Source organism: Hymenobacter ruber, assembly GCF_054783255.1.
In genome coordinates this window covers 1,890,232-1,910,161 of the sequence record NZ_BAAGQX010000004.1, presented here as the reverse complement: position 1 = coordinate 1,910,161, position 19,930 = coordinate 1,890,232, and the positions used below count along the sequence as shown (strand labels likewise).

Here is a 19,930-nt window from a genome sequence, read left to right as displayed (position 1 = left end):
CCGCGCTATGCTGGCAAAGCGCAATATGCCTTCTGTAGCGCCACTTGGGTGGCGTGGGGTAGAGCCGCGGATGGGGTAATCAAAATCATAGAAATATATGATTGTTGTCACCGCGCCAGAGCGGCTGCAGGGTGCAACTTGCAGTAATTGGTAAACTACCGATTGACACTGTTCTGCTGGCCTTTAAATCGCACGGTTATGGTTACCTCCTCGCTTCTGTTTTCCCTGATGCTGGTGCTTGGCTTGCTGGCAATTAGCCTGCGCAAGGGCACCTCTTCCTCGTCACCTTCCCCGGCTTACTAAGCCGCCCGGCACGGCCCAATTGGTCGCGGCCGTGGGCGGCGCACCGAGCGCCTCCCGAGCACTCCTCCTTGTCTTTGTCTCTTCGCCATGAAAAGCCAACCCGCCACCCTCAGCACGGATGAGCATTTGGACGATGCCGACATCACGGCGGCCGTCGAGCTGCTGTTTATGCTCAAAAAGGGCGTCACCTCGCACCTGGTGGATGTGGCCACGCACGATGGCATTGTGGTGCTCAGCGGCTTCACCGACAACCTACTGGCGCGGGAGCGCGCGGCCGAAGTAGCCAAAGCCGTGCGCGGTGTGCGCGGCGTGGTGAACGAGTTGGTTATCCGCACGCCCGACGTGCCCAATGCCGAGCTTCAGCGCCGCGTGGTGCGGGCCCTGCAAAACGACCCGGCCGTGCGCCGCTACCAGGTGCGCAGCTACGCCAACGACGGCGAGGTCATCCTGGAAGGCAGCGTGCAAACCTGGGCCGAAGAACTGCTGGTACTGCGTGCCTTGCGCGGCGTGCCCGGCGTACGCCACGTGCACAACCGCCTGGTGGTGCAGGGCGGCCCGGTAACCGCGGCCGATGAGGACATTGCCGCCCATATCCGCAACTGCCTGGCCTGGGACCTGCGCGTGAAAAGCCCGCTGGTATCTGTCGATGCCGACCACGGCGCGGTGCGCCTGAACGGCACCGTGGGCACGGCGGCCGAGTTCGACCACGTGCTGGCCACTGCCCACCGCGCTGGGGCCACCAGCGTGGATGCCGCGCAGCTGCAAGTGGCCCCGTGGGCGCTGGACAAAGTGCTGCGGCACCAGCGCTACGCCCCGAAAGCCGACGAGGACGTGGCCCAGGCCGTGCGCGATGCCCTGCGCTACGACCCCCGCTGCCACCCCGATACGCCCACCGTGCAGGTCGACCACGGCACCGTGACCCTGACCGGCGCGGTGGGCAACCTGCGCGCCCGCCGCGCCGCCGGCCAGGATGCGCGCAACGTGCTGGGGGTGACAGATGTGCACAACCAGCTCGAAGTTCACCCCGCCAAATCCGTGGACGACGACGTGATTCGGCAGCAGGTGAAAGCGGCCCTGGCCGCCGATGCCTACCTGACCGGCTACAACCTGCTGGTGAGCGTGGACCAGGGCCGGGTGCAGGTGGGCGGCTCCGTCGATTCGCATTTTGACCAGCAGCGCACAGCGGAAGTGGCCAGCGGCATCAACGGGGTGGTGGGGCTGGAAAACCACGTGCGCGTAGCCCCGGCCCGCGCCGAGCCCGGCGATGACGACGACACGGCCAACCTCGAAGGCCCCGCCGCCGACCTGGCCCTGGAGCAGCGCATCCGGCTGCATTTCTACTGGTCGGCGCTGCTGCACGACCAGGAAATCGAGGTGCGCGTGGCCAACGGCCGCGCCACCCTCACCGGCACCGTGGACACATGGCTGGAGCGGCAGCGCGCCGCCGCCGATGCCCGCGACTGCGGGGCCCGCGATGTGAACAACCATTTGCAGCCCCTGCACTGAAGGTGGTGGGCTGATTATAAAACTATAATACCCATGATGATACAAGTACGGCTTGATAATCAATTTGCTGATAAGCCACTTTTTAAATTATGACCCAGCCAACTCAAAAAACCGCTTTCTCAACCATTTCCCAGTCCCCGCTCACTGCTGACTCACCCGCCATCGGCCGCACCGCCTTCCCGTATCATCCGGCCCCGGAGCGCTACTGGGAGCCCCGCCTGCTGACCGAGTTTGACTACCGACTCGACGATATGCTGACCGAGGAGGCTGGCATGGCCCGCAATCCGGGCGCGCTGGGCGCATACGCCGGCTCGTTTTGACGCGGCATAGCCGGGTTCTTTGAACAGCTTCCATAATTCATCCTGCAATGAAAACGGCCCGGAAACTCTCCTTCATTGTCCTGACCAGCTTTTACCCCGAGGCCCAGCGCGCCGTGCTCTACGCCGACGAGCTGGCCGGCGGCGTGAACGGCCGCCTGCTGCTGCTGCACGCCAACCGCATTTCTTTCTTTGACCCCTACATTTTCACGGGGGAAAGCTGGCGGCGGCAGGAGTTGGCCGATGAGCCGGGCATCAAGGCCATGCTGGCCCACCTGGCCGCGCAGCTGCACACGCCGGCCACGGTAGAGCTTATCACCGACCTGCTGCCCACGGCGGCCCAGGCCCTGACCCGGCAGCACAACCCCGCGCTGTTCGTGGTAGGCCGGCCCGCCGATGACGCCGCCACCCCCGACCAGGTGAGCCTGATGCTGCTGGAGCTGCTACGCGCCGTGCAGCTGCCGCTACTGCTGGTGCCCCAGCGCACGGCCGCCGCCACGCCGCCCCGGCGCGTGCTCATCGCCGCCGACAGCGAGCCGTTTACCCTGCCCCCGGCCATCGAGGGCGTGAAGCAGCTGCTCCACCAGCTGGCTCCGCACGTTACCATCGTGCACGTATCGGGCATCGAGGACGATGAAAACTGCGCCCGTGCCCGGCACGCCGTGGAGCTGAGCGGCCTGACCACGGACCTGGCCGATGTGGAGCCGCGCGGCTATCAGTACGCCCGCCCGGCCGATGGCATTCTGGCCGCCATCGACGACATGGGGGCCGATTTGGTGGTGCTGCTCACCCGCCAGCGCAGCTACCTCGGCGAGTTGTTCCATCACAGCGTGACGGCCGAAGTGCTGCGCCGCAGCCCCGTGCCGGTGCTGGCCGTGCCGGCCGCTGAGCCGCCGGCCGCTCAGCGCCGACAGGCCCATCACGTAGCCGATAATGTGCTGGCTTAGTGTATGGCTGATTGCGCGGCAATTAACTGGCTTTCATAAAATTGTGATAAATAGATTGCCATAGCTGGTATCAGCTGGATTCTTTCCCACTGCCGTCGTTATGCCCGAGCTCATCGAACCGCCACCGTCGCCGACCATTGCGGCCCGCGTGGTAGGCCTCACCGAAGCAGAGGCCCGGGCCCGGCTCCAGCAATACGGCCCCAACGCCGTGGAGCCCGTAGTGCCCGACAGTTGGTGGCAGGTGCTGCTACGCCAGTTTCGCAGCCTGATTGTGCTGGTGCTGGGGGCGGCGGCGGGGTTTTCGTTTGCCTTCCAGGACCACGCCGAGGGCATCGCCATTCTGGCCGTCATTGCCCTCAATGCCGGCATTGGCTTCTGGCTGGAATGGAGCGCTCAGGCTTCAATGACGGCACTGCGCCGCCTGGGCCTGACCACGGCCCGCGTGCTGCGCGACGGCCGGGTGTGCGCCGTGCCCACCCACCACGTCACCATCGGCGATGTGCTGCTGGTGGAAGCCGGCGAGGTAGTGGCAGCCGACGCGGCGCTGTTCGAAGCCCAGCAGCTCCAGGTAAACGAGTCGGCGCTGACCGGCGAGTCGATGCCCGCCGGGAAGGCCGTGGACCCGGCCATTGGGGAGGGATGCGATTTTAAAACCACCGAAGCGGCCTGCCAGCTGTTTAAGGGCACGGCCGTGGTCAATGGCACGGGGCGGGCCTATGTGACGGGGGTGGGCAGTGGCACGCAGCTGGGCGAAATCACCCAGCTGGTACAGCACGCCGCCCGCGCGGCCACCCCGCTCGAAGCCAAGCTCGACCGGCTGGCCCGGCAGCTGGTGTACATCACGGTGGGGCTGGCGGCGGCCTACGTAGCCATCGGGCTGCTGAAGGGCCAGCCGGCATTCGGGCTCCTGAAAATTGCCATTGTGCTGGCCGTGGCGGCCATTCCGGAGGGCATGTCCATTGTGGCCACGCTGGCTTTGGCCTTCGGGATGATGCGCCTGGCCCGTCACAACGTGCTGGTGAAGCGCCTGGCCGCCGTGGAAACCCTGGGCGGAACCGACGTCATTTTTACCGACAAAACCGGTACCCTCACCCAGAACCAGATGGCCGTGCACACTGTGTGGCTGCCCGAGGGCCAGCTCCGGTATCCGCTGGCCGCTGCGGGCGGCCCGCCGGCGGCCCTCACGGGCGCGGCCTACCAGTTGCTGCTGCGGGTGGCGGTGCTGTGCAACAACGCCACCTACTCGCCAGCCGCCGCCGATGCTGCTCTTGGCGACCCGCTCGAAGTGGCGCTGCTGGCGCTGGCCCACGGCGGGCCGTTTGATGTGCCGGCGGCCCAGGCCCACCAGCGCCTGGCCGAGCAGCCCTTCAACTCCGATACCCGCCTCATGGCCACCCTGCACCGGCAGCCCGATGGCCGGCCCTGGGTAGCCGTGAAGGGAGCTGCCGAAGCCGTGCTGCAGCATTGTACCGGGCAGCAGCTGGCCACGGGCCCCCAACCCTTTGGCGCGACCGAGCGGGCCGAATGGCTGAAGCGCGCCAATGAGCTGGCCGCCACCGGCCTGCGCGTGCTGGCCCTGGCCTGCCGCGAGCTGCCCGATGCGTGCCAGCCCGATTGGGCCGATGAGCTGACCTGGCTGGGCCTGGTGGCCTTCCTCGACCCGCCCCGCGCTGAAGTAGTGCCCGCCCTGGAGGCCTGCCAGCGCGCCGGCATCCGCGTACTGATGGTGACCGGCGACCATCCCGCCACGGCCCGCACCGTGGCCCACCAGGTGCACCTGATAAAGGATGCCGACACGACCGTGGTGACGGGCGACGAGTTGGAAAGCCTGCTCACACACCCCAACGGCGAAGGCCGGCACCGCTTGTGGCAAGCCAGCGTATTTGCCCGCGTGAGCCCGGCCCAGAAGCTGGACCTCATCAGCCTCTACCAGCAGGGCGGCCACGTGGTGGCCATGACCGGCGACGGCGTAAACGACGCCCCGGCCCTCAAAAAAGCCGACATCGGGGTGGCCATGGGCCGGCGCGGCACGCAGGTAGCCAGCGAAGCCGCCGCCCTGGTGCTGCGCGATGATTCGTTTGCCTCCATCGTGGTGGCTGTGGAGCAGGGGCGCATCATCTTCACCAACATCCGGCGCTTCGTGCTCTACCTGGTGTCGTGCAACCTGAGCGAAATCCTGGTGGTGACGGCTGCCGGCCTGCTGGGCCACGGCGCGGGCCTGCTGCCCCTGCAAATCCTGTTTCTGAACCTGCTCACCGACGTGTTTCCGGCCCTGGCGCTGGGCGTGGGCAAGGGTAGCCCCCGCGTGATGCAGCACCCCCCGCAGGACCCGCAAGGCCCCATCATGCGGCCCGGCGACTGGCGGCTGGCGGTGGCTTACGCCGCACTCATGACCGTGGCCCTGCTTGGGGCCGACTACCTGGCCCGTCACCAGCTGGGCCTAACCCCGGCCGCCGCCAATGCCGTGCTGTTTTTTGGGCTTTCGGCCGCCCAGCTGGTGCACGTTTTCAATATGGCGGGCGGGCGCACACCGCTGTGGCACAACGATGTGCTGCGCAACCGCTACGTGTGGCTGGCGCTGGCCCTGTGCTCCGGGCTGATAATTCTGGCGTATGTGGAGCCGTTGCTGCACCGCCTGCTGGGGCTGCAAAAGCTCACGTCGGTGGCCGTGCTGCTCATTGCCGGGCCGGCCGTGGCCACGCTGGTATTTGGCCAGTTGCTAGGCTGGCTGATGGCCGGCAAGCGACCTGCCAGTACAACGCTTCCGGCTGGCTAAGCGGGGGAGAGGCCCGTGCCGCAAAGCGGGCTAAGATTTCAGAGGCAATGTCGGCAATGATATAATTCATGCCTTGGATTGATAATTCTTATAGGGCCGGAGCGCCGGGCTGCTGAAATTGAAGACGAAGCTGTTCAGGATTTCGGTCTTCTAATCAGTTGTCATCCTGAGCGGAGCGAAGGACCTTATCACGCCAGCACGTTTCAAGTTCTACTTGATGCAAATTGATGCAAACATGAGAAGGTCCTTCGCTCCGCTCAGGATGACGAGCCTTGAAGAAACCGACATTATCCCGAATCCTCATCCATATCAACCCTAACTCTCCTGCGGAGCTAAGGCTGCTCCCCTGTATTCGGTTGCGCTCCCCGCCTGGCTCATTGCCGGAACCGGCGGGGCCAGCGCTCACCCATTCTTTCCGGCTTCCTGCTATGCAACCAACTTTCGTCGTTCTCTCCGACCTGAACAGCGCCACCGATGCGGTACTGCGCTACACCAGCCAGCTGGCCACGCAGCTGCCGGAAGGCCACCTCGTGCTCATGCACGTGTTTCAGGACCCGCTGCTGTTCCCCGAATCGGCCCTGATGGTGCCCGTGACCACGCCCAGCCGCCACGCAATGATGGCCGACCTGGCCCAACGCGCCGGGCAGCTGCCCGTGCCCGCCGAGCCGGAGGTCACCGTCGACACCCTGGGCTTGGCCCTGGCCGATGCCGTGCAGCGCCACCACCCGCTGCTGCTGGCCGCCGGCCGCGAGCAGCCCACCAATCTCATTGACCGCGTGCTGAGCAACATGGCGCTGCCCGTGTTGCAGGGTGCGCACTACCCGCTGCTGCTGGTGCCCGAAGAATGCCACGACCCCGAGCTGCCCCGCCGCGTGGTGGTGGCCGCCGACGACCAGCCCTTCTGGCTGACGCCTCCGTCGCTGGCCCTGGCCGACTTGTTTGAGGCCCTGAACCCCACCACCACGGTGGTGCACGTAGCCGCCGCACAAGGCCCCTCAAAAGCCGGCATCGGCCTCGATGCGGTGCGTCGCACGGGTTTGTTCGGGCCTATCGACAACAACAGCCTGTACGAAGTGCGCGAAGAAGCCCCCGCCGATGGCATCCTGCACGCGGCGGCCGAAGTCAACGCCCAGCTCATCGTGGTGATGGCCCGTCCGCACACGCTGCTCGGAGGCCTGTTCCATCGCAGCGTGACGGCCCAGCTGCTGCACCGCAGCCCCGTGCCGGTGCTGGTGCTGCCCACCACCGACTGAACGGGCTGCCTGACCGGTTCCGCTCGCTAATCTCCTCGCCAGCTCTTGCCCATGACTCCCGAACTCACAACCACCGCCGTGCCCCAGGCCACCCGCCTGGCCCGGCTGCACCGCTACTGGCTGGCTGCTAATTACCTTGGGGCGGCCCAGCTGTATTTGCGCGACAATTTCCTGCTGGAGCGACCCTTGCAGGCCGCTGACATCAAGCCGCGCCTGCTGGGGCACTGGGGCACACAGCCGGGTCTGAACCTGGTGTACGCCCACCTCAACCGCCTGGTGCAGGACACCGAGGCCAGCGTGCTGCTGGTGACGGGGCCGGGCCACGGCGCGCCCGCCATTCTGGCCAACCTGTTTCTGGAAGGCACCCTGGGCGAAGTAGACCCACAATACCCCCTCAACCGCACCGGGCTGGAGCAGCTCATTCGGCAGTTTTCGTGGCCCGGCGGCCTGCCCGCTCACCTGGGGCCCGGCACCCCCGGCCAGATTCAGGAGGGCGGCGAGCTGGGCCACTGCCTAGCCCACGCCTACGGCGCGGCCCTCGACACCCCCGACCTTATCGTGGCCTGCGTGGTGGGCGATGGCGAGGCCGAAACCGGCCCGCTGGCCGCCGCCTGGCATTCCAATAGATACCTGAACCCGGCCACTTCGGGAGCCGTGCTGCCCATCCTGCACGCGAACGGCTACAAGCTGTCGGGCCCCAGCATTTTTGGGCGGATGAGCGACGACGAGCTGCGCCACCTTTTCACCGGCTACGGCTACCAGGTGCGGTTTGTGAGCGGCAGCGAGCCCCACCAGGTGCACGCCGCCATGTGGCAGGCCCTGGACTGGGCACACGCCGAAATCCGGCGCATTCAGGAGCACGCCCGGCTGGGGCTGCTCGACGGGGTGCCGGCCTGGCCCATGCTCATCCTCCAAACGCCCAAGGGCTGGACCTGTCCGCTCGCGGTAGATGGTCAGGCCGTTGAAAACACCGCCCACGCCCACCAGCTGCCCGTGGCCGACCCAGCCGGCCAACTGCCCACCCTCGAAAGCTGGCTGCGCAGCTACCGTCCGCAGGACCTGTGCCGCCCCCTCACCGGCGCCCTGTGCGAGGAGCTGCTGAGCGGCTGCCCCACCGGCGAGCACCGCCTCGGGCTGAACCCCCACGCCAACGGCGGCCAGCTGCTGGTGCCCCTCAAGCTGCCCAACCTCTGCGATTATGGCGCGATGGTGTCTGTGCCGGGCGGCGCGACGGCGGTGGCCACCCACAAGCTGGCCACCTTCCTGCGCGATGTATTCCGGCGCAACGAGGACGCCCGCAACTTCCGCGTGGTTTGCCCCGACGAAACCACTGCCAGCCTCCTGATGCCGCTGTTCGAGGCCACCCAGCGGGCCTGGCTGGGGCCATTGCACGAAACCGACGAGGATTTGGCTCCCGAGGGCCGCGTGATGGAAATGCTGAGCGAGCAAACGTGCCAGGGCTGGCTCGAAGGTTATCTGCTCACCGGCCGGCACGGGGTGTTTTGCTGCTGCGAAGCCTTCATTCCCTTGGTCGATTCCATGCTGAATCAGTATGCCAAGTGGCTAAAAGTGAGCAAGGAAGTGCCTTGGCGGCAGCCTCTGGCTTCGCTCAACTACCTGCTCACCTCGCACGTGTGGCGGCCGGACCACAACGGCCACGCCCATCAGGTGCCCAGCTTCCTCGGCGCGGTGGCAGCCAAAAAAAGTTCGGTGGCGCGGGTCCACCTGCCGCCCGATGCCAACTGCCTGCTGGCCGTGATGGACTCCTGCCTGCGCAGCCGCGATGCCATCAACCTGGTGGTGGCCTCCCAGGCTCCGCAGCCCCAATGGCTGGGCATCGAGGCCGCCCGCGAGCATTGCAAGCGGGGAATTTCGGCCTGGCACTGGGCCGGCAACGAGAGCAGCAGCGACTCCCACCCGCACCCCGACCTAGTGCTGGCCGGCGCCGGCGACGTGCCCACCCAGGAAATCATCGCCGCCGCCGCTCTGCTCCGGCAGCACCTGCCCGCGCTCCGCCTGCGCGTGGTGAACGTGATGGATTTGCTTACCCTGATGGCGCCCGATACCAACCCGCACGGCCTGCCGGAAGCTGCATTCCTGGGCCTGTTCTCGGCCGATGCGCCGGTGGTTTTCGCCTTCCACGGCTACCCCGCGCTCATTCATGAGCTGCTGCACCATCGGCCCGCCCCGGCCCGCTTCCACGTGCGCGGCTACCTGGAGGAAAGCCAGGCCACCACTCCCTTCGATATGCTGGTGCTCAATAATATGAGCCGCTACCAGCTGGTGATGGCCGCCCTCGACCGCATCACGGCCCAACCCAACAGCCCGGCCCTGGCCCAGTTCTGCCAGCAAAAACTCACCGAGCACGCCGCCTACATCCGCGAACACGGAATTGATATGCCAGAAGTGCGAGGCGGATAAGGTGCCGCGGGGCCTCAGCCTCACTCCGCCGCCGCCCGCGCCTTATTCTTCCTGGCCTGCTTCCGGAAATACCCCCGCAGCAGAAAATTGTGCTTCAGCGCCTCCATGTTCTGGCTGAAGCCGGCCGTACCCAGCTCCACATTGCGCAGGCTCTGGCGCAGGTTGCGGGCCGTGGCCGTGTCGGCCAGCAAGGTATTGAGCGGGCCGTTGGGGGTCTGAATCTGGTGCTTGAGGCCGGCCAGGGTGTGGGCCAGGGTATCGGAAGTGCTGGCCAGCTGGCGCGTGGCGTGGCGCATGCGGCCGGCAAAAGCCGTATCCGTGAGCAGGTAGCCGGCCGGCCCGCGCCCCTGGCGCAGCCCGTGCGTGAGCTGTTGCATATCCGTCGCCGAGCCTTGCAGTTGGGCCGTGGCCACCGCCAGGTTTTGCAGGCTACGGTGCATCTCAACTGCCAGCTGCTGGTCGTTCAGTAGCTTCCAGAGCGCGTCGCTGCCGTTGAGCTTATGGGTAATCTCGCGCAGGTCTTTGGTGATGCCCACCAGGTTTTTGTTCGATACGTTGAGCGTGCCCAGCATGGCATCCAGGGCCAGCGGGGTGGTGGTGCGCAGCACATCGCCGTTTTCGATGGCCGGGGCCGGGGTGGGCACCGCCTTCAGGTTGATGATGGTATTGCCCACCAGGCCATCGGTGCCGATGGAGGCGATGGCGTTTTTCTTCACGTAGGGCTGCACCTCGCGGTCCAGGCTCAGGCCCACGCGCACGGTGCTGTCGTTCAAAATGCGAATTTGCTTCACCGTGCCCACGCTGATGCCGCCCAGGCGCACGTTGTTGCCCGTGAGCAGTCCCGACACGTTCCGAAAATCAGCCTGCACTTCCAGCGACGAGCCAAACAGATTCTGCTTGCGGCCCAGCATAAACAGCACGGTCACCAGGCAGCCCAGCCCGACGAGCACAAACAAGCCCAGGCGGAAATAAGTACTGGCGGGGCGCTGTGGCATGGCGGCGAGAGGTTAGAGGATGGTTATTCGGAGAAAAACTCGTGGATGGCTGGGTCAGTACTCGCTTTTAGCTCGGCGTAGGTACCCAGGGCGTAGCAGCGGCCCTCTACCAGTAGGGCCACGCGGTTGGCGGTGAGGCGCACGCAGTTCATGTCGTGCGAGATGATGAGCGAGGAGGTGCCGTATTTCTGCTGCACTTCCCGGATGAGCTGGTCGATTTCGCGGGCCGTCACGGGGTCGAGGCCGGTGGTGGGCTCGTCGTAGAGAATGATGTCGGGCTGCAGGATGAGGGTGCGGGCCAGGGCAATGCGCTTGCGCATGCCCCCGGACAGCTCGGCCGGCATCATGTCGATGGTGTGGCCCAAGCCCACGTCGTCGAGGGCCTGGCGTACCAACTGGTCCTCTTCGCCGGGGCCGTGCGTCAGCCAATGCCGCCGCAGCGGGAACAGCAGGTTTTCGCGCACCGTCATCGAGTCATACAGCGCGTTGCTCTGAAACAGAAAGCCCACCCGGGCCCGCAGCTGGTCGAGGGCGGCGTGGTCCAGCGTGGCCACGTCCTGGCCCAGCACCGTGATTTGGCCCGCATCCACCGGCAACAGCCCGATAATGCACTTGATAAGCACTGACTTGCCCGCGCCCGACTTGCCCAGCACCACCACGTTTTCGCCCCGGCGCACGTCCAGCGAGAAGTTGCGCAGCACCTGGTTGGTGCCAAACGCCTTGCTGACGTTGGCCACCGTGAGCACGATTTCGGCAGCGGCGGGGGCCGGCGCGGGCGCGGCCACGGGAGCAGGGGCGGGCAGCATCGGCAGCGGTTTAGTTGAGGCCCAGCAGGCCGGTGGTTTGCACGGCCAGCAAATCGAGAATGAAGATGACCAGCGACGAGGCCACTACCGCCGAGTTGGCGGCCTGGCCCACGCCCTCGGTGCCCTTGTCGGCATAGTAGCCCTTGTAGCAGCCGATTATGCCCACGGCAAAACCAAAAAAGAAGGTTTTGATAACCGCCGGCACCACGTCGCCAAAAGTCAGGGCCGACACAATGTTGTTGGTAAACAGGGCCAGACTGGTCACGCCCTTCAGGTTGATGCCGAGGAACGACGCAAACAGCCCAATGGCATCGGCCAGCACCGTGAGCACTGGCAGCATGAGCGTAGTGGCCAGCACCCGCGTGGCCACCAGGTACTTAAACGGGTTGGTGCCTGATACTTCCATGGCGTCAATCTGCTCGGTCACGCGCATCGAGCCCAGCTCGGCCCCAATGCTGGACCCGATTTTGCCCGCGAAAATCAGGGCCGTGATAATCGGCCCCATCTCGCGGATGATGGTGAGGCCCACCATGGTCGGAATCCACGACTCAGCCCCGAACTGGGCCATGGTGGGCCGGCTTTGCAGCGTGAGCACCATGCCCATGATGAACCCCGTGATGCCCACCAGCGGCAGCGACTGGTAGCCCACCACAAAGCACTGGTGCAGCAGTTCCTGCACCTCGTAGCGCGGCCGAAATCCCTCCTGAAAAAACCGCCCGGCAAACCGGGTAATGGCGCCGGTTTCGGCAACGGTGGTACTGGTGGCCATGGTGGGAAAATAGAGTAGAAATTACGCCTGATGCTGGGGCGAAAACTCCCTGCAAGGTGACAGCCAAATGAGGCCGGAACCCATGTGCAAAGTCATGGTACCGATTGATTTATGTCATGGATTGTGCGTCCGCCAACCGACAATTTTGGGTATCGGTTGGCGCCCCCGGCAACCGGCCTTCCGGCGCGCCGCTGCTGCCGGCTAAAACGCTTTATTACGGGCTTTTAAATGCCAACCTGCTCGGTTGTAGTTCGATGCAGGCCATAAGTTGGACGCTCTTTTCCCCTTCGGCGGGCCACCCGCGGGCCTGCTGTTCCACACAGCTTTCCATTTTATTCACCCCAAACTCTTAAAACGCCATGAGCAACATTCAAAAATCTCAGGATTCGTTTTTCGACGTAATGCCTGCCCGCTTCAGCACCCTGCTCGACCGGTTTTTTGACGATAACATGCCCATGCGGGGCCAGATGAACCGGTTCTTCCCCAAAGTCGACACCTACGAAACCGATTCGAGCTACGACATCGACGCCGCCCTGCCCGGCATGAAGGAAGACGACATCAACGTGAGCCTCGACCAGGGCCGACTCACCATCTCGGGCGAGCGCAAGTTTGAGAACGAGCGCAACGACCGCCGCTACCACGTCATCGAAAGCTCCTACGGCTCCTTCATGCGCACCTTCCAGCTGCCCGATGCCGCCGACGCCGCCAAAATTGACGCCAGCTTCCACAACGGCGTGCTGCACGTGCACGTGCCCAAAGGCGCGCCCAAAACCACCCAGCAGCGCATCCCTGTGCACAACGGCCAAGGCAAAAACGCTGACCAGGGAAAAACCATTGACCAGGGCCAAAACGCTAAAAAGTAAGCCCTGAAAATTTGCCTGCTACGTCCCATCCCCAGGCGCCACGAAAGCTCAAGGTTTCATAGCGCCTGCGGATAGGACGCCGCCGGTAGTTAGGAGGGTGGCCAGTCCCAAATGCAGGTGCCCAAAGATTGTGAATGATATAAATCAATTAATTGGGTGATTGTTGCCATGACAACCGAGGGCGGAAACGCCCAAATTTGCGCGCTTACCACCCGATTATTGAATCATGACCGCGCACCTCCCTTCTGATTTGGCTACTCCTTCGCAACGGCACCGCTTCGTCGAGCTATTCGTGGCCCGCATTGCCGAAGACGAGTTATTGGGGCCGATTTTCGGGCACGCAGGGCACGTCTCCCGGGGCGAGTACGCGTGGTGGGAGCAGGCCCTGACCGGCATGCGCTACTACGGCCGCCTCCTGGCCGATACCGCCGCCCAACTGCCGTGCAACACCTACTTTGAGCGCTGGTGCGCACTGCTGGAAAGCACCTTTCGGCAGTATTTCCACGGCCCTGGCGCGGCCGAGGCCCAGGGCCACGTGCGCAACGTGGCCACCATGCTGGGGCACTGGCACCTGGCCCAGCAGCGACACCCCGCCCTGGTTCAGCCTAATCGTACAGCGTCGAAATCTCAATTAGCCGCTTGATATCCAAGATGGTGATGATGCTGCCCTTGGTACTAAGCACGCCTTCCGCTTTGAGCTCGGCCATGAACCGGCTGGCGGTTTCGCGCACGGTGCCCACCAGCGCGGCTAGGTCATCGCGCGAAATCGTGAAGCTGGGCGGCCCGTCGGCCGGCGGCTGGTAGGTGCGCAGCAGTAGGAGCAGGGCTTCGGCCAGGCGCTCACGCACGGGCTTGTAGGCCAGGTGCAGCATCCGCTCCTCGGTCTCGGCCAGCTCGTTGGCCATCAGCTTCATCAGCGAAGTGGCAAACCCCGGGTTGTGCTCGATGAGCTGGAAAAACACCGATTTAGGGATAAAGCACACTTCGGCCTCGTCGAGGGCCAGGGCATTGGCCATGTGCCCACTCCCCGCCAACAACCCCCGGTAGCCCATAATATCGCCGGCTTTGGCCAGGCGGATGATTTGCTCCTTGCCGTCGCCGCCCACCTTCGTCACCTTAAAATGGCCGGAACTGACGCTGTACAGCCCGGCCGCATGGTCGCCTTCCCGGAACAGTATCTGCCCGCGCTGGTAGTGCTGAAACGTTTTTGCTGCGTCAATCAGCGCTACTTGCTGACTGCTGGCCAGCAGGGTATCGGACCAGCTGCGGTGCTCAGGCGGCTTAGTGGAGACAAATGATTTCACGACAGGACTTTTATAATTATAAATGCAATATATATTATTTTAACTATAATTATAAAATACTGTTGTTGGACCACCTGAAGACAAGTCGATAGAACGCGAATTCCTTATCCGCTGCCACTGCTAAAGCCCTCTGCCGGAGCTGCCTTTGCAGTGCGCGAAGTTGGAAATTGGGAAACCCGAATTAGCTCGCCACCTGCTAATCTTAGTCCCGCTGCCCGGCGAAGGCGGCATCACCGGCTCCGGTTGCAGGTGCCTTCCGGCGTTGGCTGAGGCTTGCCGGCATGCTGCGTTGGGCCGCTTTCTGCATATTCAGCAGCTGCCGGCGCAGGGTGGCATCCTGCCCATACACATCGGGGTAGAAGCGCAGCCGGCCCGCCTCCACCGCGCAGGTTGCGTAGCGCACGTGCAGCGGCAGGGGGCGTTTCAGGAAGATGGTGCGAGGTTGCGGGTTGGCTTCGCACTGGGCCTCGGTGGGCAGGGCGGCGCTGGTGCTGTCGGGCCCCAGCAGGTAGGCCGCCAGGTGCATGGGGCGCTCCAGGTTCATGCAGCCTTCTTCCAGGGCGCGGTAGGGGTGCGCAAACCGCTTGGGCTCGGGCGCATCGCTGAGGTACAGGCCGTAGGGGTTCGGAAACCGGAAGATGATGTTGCCCAACAGGTTGCCACACCCCGGGCTCTGGCGAATGGTGTACGGGAAGTTCTGAGCCGTGATGGCCTGCCAGTTCACAGAGGCCGGATTCACCGGCCGGTCCTGGGCGTCAAATAAGCGGTAGTTGTTATTGGCCAGAAAATCCTGCTCGGGCGAGTAGCGGGCGTTAACCTTGAGGTAGGGCAGAATATGACGCACCGCCACGCTACGGGGCACGTTCCATTCGGGCGCAATGGTGAAGGATGTAAGCCGACTGTTCAAGGTAGGAGTGGGCTGGCCCGGCCGGCCAATTATAATTCGCTGACTGAGCCGCACCCGGCCCCGGCGCACCACCTCCAGCCGATACGCCGGCAGGTTCACCAGCACGTATTCGCTCTCCGGGATGGCCTGCCAGCGCCACCGCTCCAACGTCAGGGCCATTTGCTGGGCACGCCGGTTGCGGGCCGATGGGTTGCGCCCGGCAGGCTGCCGCCGCCAGCGCGCCAGCGCCTGCTGCAGTTCCCGGTACTCGCGCTGCGGCGGCTGGCAGCGCAGCAGCGCAGCCGCAAAGCCGGGCGCGGCCAGCGCCCGGGCCACCCACACCGCTGGCTTGAACGGTGCCCCCGTTTTTTCCAGCGGCGAAGGCGTGAAAGCATGCAGCTGCCCCCGCCGCAAATGCAGCGCAAACTGCACCACCCCGTCAGTCAGCAATACTTCAAAGCGGGCCAGGCGGGCCACCTGCCCGGCCGCGTTAGCCGGATGAGCCAATGAATCGGCCAGCGCCCGGAGTTGCGGTACATGGTATCGGGCCGGCACCAGGCCGTAGTCGCCAGCCCGGGCCAGCAAAGCCAGTGCTGCCCGGCCTTTTGCCCCGGCCCCGGCTCCTGCGCACCAGGCAGCCGAGTAGCTGCGCTTGGCATAAAAGGCCCGCAGCGCGGGGCCATCGGCCAAAGCCAACGGCAGTGCCGGCCCGGTTGCTGGGCTGTTCAGCAGGCTCTTAATGCGGCTGGTCAACGAGTCCGTGGGGTAGTTATTTGCCAGCCCACCGGGCGCTACCGGGCAGTTGGCACTGCACAGACCAGAAAGGCTGGTTGTGAGTGAAATCGCCAGTAGCAGGGGCTTTAATGCACACATGGACAGGGTTTTTGGGTGAGGATAACAACTGGTAAAAGTGGCAGCCTCACCGCTGCAGTCCCGTGATGAAGGTCATGGCAATGGATGAGATTTCTCATCGACAGGCTGTTGCCGCCCGCCCCGCTCAGGGCAAGGACGCTGTAGCCTTCCTAGGTCAGAAATTATGGCTTACTGAATGAGCAACGCCGCGCAAAATCCCCGCTTCCAAATAACCACTGCCCGCCAAATCGCGCAGACTAGATATTCTGGTCGTAATTTGCAGGCTCAAGCTGGTAAAACGGGCACCAGGGTAGCAGTAGGTCGGCCATCGGCTCACCCAACTCCCTTCAATTCCAACCGCCCCGCCAGCAGCCCCGAAGAAGAAATACCCGTGAAGAACATCCGCAACTTTTGCATTATTGCCCACATCGACCACGGCAAAAGCACCCTGGCCGACCGCCTGCTGGAGTTCACCAGCACCGTGGCCAAGCGCGACATGCAGGCCCAGCTGCTCGATAACATGGACCTGGAGCGTGAGCGCGGCATCACCATCAAGAGCCACGCCATCCAGATGCAGTACCCCTACAAAGGGGAAATGTATACGCTGAACCTGATTGACACCCCCGGCCACGTCGACTTCAGCTACGAAGTAAGCCGCAGCATCGCCGCCTGCGAAGGCGCCCTGCTGATTGTGGACGCCTCCCAGGGCATCGAAGCCCAAACCATTTCCAACCTCTACCTCGCCATCGGGGCCGATTTGGAAATCATCCCCGTGCTCAATAAAATCGACCTCCCGCACGCCATGCCGGAGGAAGTGACCGACGAAATCGTGGACCTGATTGGGTGTAAACCTGATGACATCATCCACGCCTCGGGCAAGGCCGGCATCGGCATCGAGGAAATCCTGAATGCCATCTGCGAGCGGGTACCTGCGCCTTCCGGCGACCCCGAAGCGCCGCTTCAGGCCCTGATTTTCGACTCCGTATTCAATTCCTACCGCGGCATCGAAGTCCTGTTTCGCATCAAGAACGGGGTGATGAAGAAGGGCGACAAGCTGCGCTTCATGGCCACGGGCAAGGAATACGGCGCCGACGAAATCGGCATCCTGGGCCTGAACCAGGAGCCGCGTCAGGTGATGGAGGCCGGCAACGTGGGCTACCTCATCTCGGGCATCAAGGAAGCCCGCGAGGTGAAGGTGGGTGATACCATTACCCACGTCAACCGGCCCACGCCGGAAGCCATCCAGGGCTTTGCCGACGTGAAGCCGATGGTTTTCGCCGGCATTTACCCCGTCGATACCACCGAATACGAAGAGTTGCGCTCCAGCATGGAAAAGCTCCAGCTCAACGATGCCTCGTTGGTCTGGGAGCCCGAAACTTCCGTGGCCCTGGGCTTCGGTTTCCGCTGCGGTTTCCTGGGCATGCTGCACATGGAAATCGTGCAGGAGCGACTGGAGCGTGAGTTCAATATGACGGTTATTACCACGGTGCCCAGCGTGCAATTTCACGCCACCGGCACTAAGGACCAACTGCTGACTATCAACGCGCCGAGCGAAATGCCCGAGCCGAACCTGATTAAGCACATTGAAGAACCCTACATCAAGGCCCAGATTATCACGGCTTCGGAGTACGTGGGTGCCATCATCACGCTGTGCATGGACAAGCGCGGCATCATCAAAGGCCAGAGCTACCTGACTTCCGAGCGGGTAGAAATGAGCTTCGAGCTGCCGCTGTCCGAAATCGTGTTCGACTTCTTCGACAAGCTCAAGTCCATCAGCCGCGGCTACGCTTCGCTTGACTATGAGCTGATTGGTTTCCGCGAGTCGGATATGGTGAAGCTGGATGTGATGCTGAACGGCGAGAAGGTCGATGCCCTCTCGGCCATCGTGCACCGCTCCAAGAGCTACGAATGGGGCAAGCGCCTCTGCGAGAAGCTGCGCGAGCTGCTGCCCCGCCAGATGTTCGACATTGCCATTCAGGCCTCCATCGGCCAGAAAATCATTGCCCGCGAAACGGTGAAAGCCCTGCGCAAAAACGTAATTGCCAAGTGCTACGGCGGCGATATCAGCCGCAAGCGCAAACTGCTTGAAAAGCAGAAAGAAGGCAAAAAACGCATGCGCTCCGTGGGCTCCGTCGAAATCCCGCAAGAAGCCTTTCTGGCAGTGCTTAAAATTGATTGATTTGAAAAAGGCGGCTTTCGGGCCGCCTTTTTTTATGCGCCATTTCAACAGTCCTATGAACTCAACCACCACCTCCAACCTCATCGACGGCAAGCAAACCGCCGAGGACATCAAATCCGAAATTGCTATCGAAGTAGCCGTCCGCAAAGCTGCCGGCCAGAAGGTGCCGCACCTCGCCGCCATCCTCGTGGGCCACGACGGCGGCTCCGAAACCTACGTGCGCAACAAGGTGCTGGCCTGCGAGCGGGTCGGCTTCGCCTCCACGCTGCTGCGCTACGAGGACGACATTACCGAAGCCGATTTGCTGGCCAAAGTCGACGAGTTGAACCGCGACCCGGAGATTGACGGCTTCATCGTGCAACTCCCGCTGCCCGCCCACATCAACCCCGAAAAAGTCATTGAAGCCATCCGCCCCGAGAAGGACGTCGACGGTTTTCACCCCATGAACATCGGCCGGATGGTGGCTGGTTTGCCCGCCCTGTTGCCCGCCACCCCGTCCGGAATCGTGGAATTGCTGAGCCGCCAGGGCATCAAAACCAGCGGCAAGCACGCCGTGGTTATCGGGCGTTCCAATATTGTGGGAACCCCAGTTAGTATATTGCTAGCCAAGAATTTGGATACGGCCAATTGCACGGTTACTTTATGCCATTCGCGCACCGAAAACCTGGCTGAAATCTGCCGAACGGCCGACATCGTGGTAGCCGCCATCGGCCGCCCCGAATTTGTGACTGCCGACATGGTGCGGCCCGGCGCGGTGGTGATTGACGTGGGCACAACCCGCGTGCCCGACGCCTCCAAAAAGAGCGGCTACACCCTAAAAGGCGACGTAAATTTTGCCGAGGTAGCGCCCTTGGCCTCGGCCATTACCCCGGTTCCCGGCGGTGTGGGCCCCATGACCATCGCCATGCTTTTGCTGAACACCCTGCGGGCGGCGAAGGGCGAAATCTACCCGCACGCAGCCGGCTGATTTTTAGGAATATTTGGTTATGCATGCCTCAGACCGTACTTTTAAAGTCCGGCCTTGGGAACAGTGCGTCCCATAGTTGGTGTTCAGGTTGCTTCGCTTCCTGAGGCTTTTTTGTGATGATACCCGTGACGTTACTTACCCCCGAAATAATTGCATCTTCCGATGATGTGACGGCTGCCCCCGCCGGCACCTTTCTGCCCGTAATGGAACAATTCTATACCATTCAGGGCGAAGGGTATAACACCGGCCGGGCCGCCTACTTTATCCGATTGGGGGGCTGCGACGTGGGCTGCGTGTGGTGCGACGTGAAAGAGTCGTGGGATGCCGACGCGCACCCCCGCCAGTCCGTGGCGCAGTTGGTAGAAGCCGTTTTGGAGTACCCTGGCCGCGACGTGGTCATCACCGGCGGCGAGCCGCTGATGCACAACCTGGGCCCGCTCACAGCCGCTTTGCAGGCGGCCGGCTGCCGCACCTGGCTCGAGACCTCGGGCGCGCACCCGCTTTCCGGCACCTGGGATTGGGTGTGTTTATCACCCAAAAAATTCAAGGCCCCACTGCCCGAAGTGCTGGCGGCGGCGCACGAATTGAAAGTGGTCGTATTTAACGGGCACGATTTTGCGTGGGCCGAAGAGCACGCGGCATTGGTTCCGGCCACTACGCGCTTATACTTGCAACCCGAGTGGAGCCGTGCTGCGCGCATGACGCCCGAGTTGGTTGACTATGTGAAGCAGCACCCGCGCTGGCAGGTGTCGCTCCAAACCCATAAATACCTTGACATTCCCTAGC

The 19,930-nt window shown here is 63.5% G+C and carries 16 protein-coding genes; 11 read left to right on the top strand and 5 right to left on the bottom strand.

The features are described 5' to 3' along the window. The first annotated feature begins 390 nt into the window (after nucleotides 1–390). From ACYVM5_RS18670 to ACYVM5_RS18645, 6 genes are all read left to right on the top strand, one after another. Nucleotides 391–1,809 carry a BON domain-containing protein gene (locus ACYVM5_RS18670; protein ID WP_460619604.1) on the top strand — a complete coding sequence of 473 codons (1,419 nt, stop codon included), beginning with the start codon at nucleotides 391–393 and terminating at the stop codon, nucleotides 1,807–1,809. Between the two features lie 89 nt (nucleotides 1,810–1,898). Next, nucleotides 1,899–2,129 carry a hypothetical protein gene (locus ACYVM5_RS18665; protein ID WP_460619603.1) on the top strand — a complete coding sequence of 77 codons (231 nt, stop codon included), beginning with the start codon at nucleotides 1,899–1,901 and terminating at the stop codon, nucleotides 2,127–2,129. Nucleotides 2,130–2,176: 47 nt separating this feature from the next. Further along, nucleotides 2,177–3,073 carry a universal stress protein gene (locus ACYVM5_RS18660; RefSeq protein ID WP_460619602.1) on the top strand — a complete coding sequence of 299 codons (897 nt, stop codon included), beginning with the start codon at nucleotides 2,177–2,179 and terminating at the stop codon, nucleotides 3,071–3,073. Nucleotides 3,074–3,173: 100 nt separating this feature from the next. Next, nucleotides 3,174–5,849 (top strand): cation-translocating P-type ATPase, encoded by a 2,676-nt coding sequence (locus ACYVM5_RS18655; protein ID WP_460619601.1) that lies wholly within the window; start codon nucleotides 3,174–3,176, stop codon nucleotides 5,847–5,849. A gap of 428 nt (nucleotides 5,850–6,277) precedes the next feature. Then, complete coding sequence (locus ACYVM5_RS18650) at nucleotides 6,278–7,102, top strand: universal stress protein (RefSeq protein ID WP_460619600.1); 825 nt, start codon at nucleotides 6,278–6,280, stop codon at nucleotides 7,100–7,102. A gap of 51 nt (nucleotides 7,103–7,153) precedes the next feature. Then, nucleotides 7,154–9,523 (top strand): phosphoketolase family protein, encoded by a 2,370-nt coding sequence (locus ACYVM5_RS18645; RefSeq protein ID WP_460619599.1) that lies wholly within the window; start codon nucleotides 7,154–7,156, stop codon nucleotides 9,521–9,523. 20 nt (nucleotides 9,524–9,543) lie between these two features. Here ACYVM5_RS18645 and ACYVM5_RS18640 read toward each other — a convergent pair whose 3' ends face one another. From ACYVM5_RS18640 to ACYVM5_RS18630, 3 genes are read right to left on the bottom strand one after another with little or no spacing between them, the layout of a single operon-like run. Then, nucleotides 9,544–10,518, bottom strand: a complete 975-nt coding sequence (locus ACYVM5_RS18640) for an MlaD family protein (RefSeq protein WP_460619598.1) — start codon at nucleotides 10,516–10,518, stop codon at nucleotides 9,544–9,546. A 23-nt stretch (nucleotides 10,519–10,541) separates the two neighbouring features. Further along, the gene (locus tag ACYVM5_RS18635; RefSeq protein ID WP_460619597.1) at nucleotides 10,542–11,324 is read right to left on the bottom strand and encodes an ABC transporter ATP-binding protein; all 783 of its coding nucleotides are present in this window, start codon (nucleotides 11,322–11,324) and stop codon (nucleotides 10,542–10,544) included. Between the two features lie 10 nt (nucleotides 11,325–11,334). Continuing rightward, nucleotides 11,335–12,093, bottom strand: coding sequence for an MlaE family ABC transporter permease (locus ACYVM5_RS18630; protein WP_198068245.1), 759 nt, complete (start codon nucleotides 12,091–12,093; stop codon nucleotides 11,335–11,337). 359 nt (nucleotides 12,094–12,452) lie between these two features. Here ACYVM5_RS18630 and ACYVM5_RS18625 point away from each other — a divergent pair, with 359 nt between their 5' ends. Both ACYVM5_RS18625 and ACYVM5_RS18620 read left to right on the top strand, forming a co-directional pair. Beyond that, entirely contained in the window at nucleotides 12,453–12,956 is a 504-nt protein-coding gene (locus ACYVM5_RS18625) for an Hsp20/alpha crystallin family protein (RefSeq protein ID WP_460619596.1), read from the top strand. 226 nt (nucleotides 12,957–13,182) lie between these two features. After that, nucleotides 13,183–13,599 carry a globin family protein gene (locus ACYVM5_RS18620; protein ID WP_460619595.1) on the top strand — a complete coding sequence of 139 codons (417 nt, stop codon included), beginning with the start codon at nucleotides 13,183–13,185 and terminating at the stop codon, nucleotides 13,597–13,599. On the opposite strand, the gene ACYVM5_RS18615 is transcribed toward ACYVM5_RS18620, so the two are convergent. Continuing rightward, on the bottom strand, nucleotides 13,562–14,260 hold the full coding sequence (locus ACYVM5_RS18615) for a Crp/Fnr family transcriptional regulator (RefSeq protein WP_460619594.1): 699 nt from the start codon (nucleotides 14,258–14,260) through the stop codon (nucleotides 13,562–13,564). The two genes, ACYVM5_RS18620 and ACYVM5_RS18615, sit on opposite strands and share 38 nt — an antisense overlap. 202 nt (nucleotides 14,261–14,462) lie before the next feature. After that, nucleotides 14,463–16,019: a L,D-transpeptidase family protein gene (locus tag ACYVM5_RS18610; RefSeq protein ID WP_460619593.1), complete on the bottom strand. Its 1,557-nt coding sequence runs from the start codon at nucleotides 16,017–16,019 to the stop codon at nucleotides 14,463–14,465. Nucleotides 16,020–16,389: 370 nt separating this feature from the next. On the opposite strand from ACYVM5_RS18610, the gene lepA reads away from it, so the two are divergent. The 3 genes from lepA to ACYVM5_RS18595 all read left to right on the top strand — a co-directional run bounded on the left by lepA (nucleotide 16,390) and on the right by ACYVM5_RS18595 (nucleotide 19,929). Then, nucleotides 16,390–18,177, top strand: coding sequence for an elongation factor 4 (lepA, locus tag ACYVM5_RS18605; protein ID WP_460620202.1), 1,788 nt, complete (start codon nucleotides 16,390–16,392; stop codon nucleotides 18,175–18,177). A gap of 55 nt (nucleotides 18,178–18,232) precedes the next feature. After that, complete coding sequence (locus ACYVM5_RS18600) at nucleotides 18,233–19,144, top strand: bifunctional 5,10-methylenetetrahydrofolate dehydrogenase/5,10-methenyltetrahydrofolate cyclohydrolase (protein ID WP_460619592.1); 912 nt, start codon at nucleotides 18,233–18,235, stop codon at nucleotides 19,142–19,144. Between the two features lie 203 nt (nucleotides 19,145–19,347). Then, the gene (locus tag ACYVM5_RS18595; protein ID WP_460620201.1) at nucleotides 19,348–19,929 is read left to right on the top strand and encodes a 7-carboxy-7-deazaguanine synthase QueE; all 582 of its coding nucleotides are present in this window, start codon (nucleotides 19,348–19,350) and stop codon (nucleotides 19,927–19,929) included. Nucleotide 19,930: the final 1 nt, after the last annotated feature.

Coding starts and splice junctions, on each gene's coding strand:
- ACYVM5_RS18635 (WP_460619597.1), bottom strand. CDS start 11,324: ATGCTGCCCGCCCCTGCTCCCGTGGCCGCGCCCGCGCCGGCCCCCGCC.
- ACYVM5_RS18620 (WP_460619595.1), top strand. CDS start 13,183: ATGACCGCGCACCTCCCTTCTGATTTGGCTACTCCTTCGCAACGGCAC.
- ACYVM5_RS18655 (WP_460619601.1), top strand. CDS start 3,174: ATGCCCGAGCTCATCGAACCGCCACCGTCGCCGACCATTGCGGCCCGC.
- ACYVM5_RS18650 (WP_460619600.1), top strand. CDS start 6,278: ATGCAACCAACTTTCGTCGTTCTCTCCGACCTGAACAGCGCCACCGAT.
- ACYVM5_RS18645 (WP_460619599.1), top strand. CDS start 7,154: ATGACTCCCGAACTCACAACCACCGCCGTGCCCCAGGCCACCCGCCTG.
- ACYVM5_RS18640 (WP_460619598.1), bottom strand. CDS start 10,518: ATGCCACAGCGCCCCGCCAGTACTTATTTCCGCCTGGGCTTGTTTGTG.
- ACYVM5_RS18595 (WP_460620201.1), top strand. CDS start 19,348: ATGGAACAATTCTATACCATTCAGGGCGAAGGGTATAACACCGGCCGG.
- ACYVM5_RS18600 (WP_460619592.1), top strand. CDS start 18,233: ATGAACTCAACCACCACCTCCAACCTCATCGACGGCAAGCAAACCGCC.
- ACYVM5_RS18670 (WP_460619604.1), top strand. CDS start 391: ATGAAAAGCCAACCCGCCACCCTCAGCACGGATGAGCATTTGGACGAT.
- ACYVM5_RS18610 (WP_460619593.1), bottom strand. CDS start 16,019: ATGTGTGCATTAAAGCCCCTGCTACTGGCGATTTCACTCACAACCAGC.
- ACYVM5_RS18625 (WP_460619596.1), top strand. CDS start 12,453: ATGAGCAACATTCAAAAATCTCAGGATTCGTTTTTCGACGTAATGCCT.
- ACYVM5_RS18630 (WP_198068245.1), bottom strand. CDS start 12,093: ATGGCCACCAGTACCACCGTTGCCGAAACCGGCGCCATTACCCGGTTT.
- ACYVM5_RS18660 (WP_460619602.1), top strand. CDS start 2,177: ATGAAAACGGCCCGGAAACTCTCCTTCATTGTCCTGACCAGCTTTTAC.
- ACYVM5_RS18665 (WP_460619603.1), top strand. CDS start 1,899: ATGACCCAGCCAACTCAAAAAACCGCTTTCTCAACCATTTCCCAGTCC.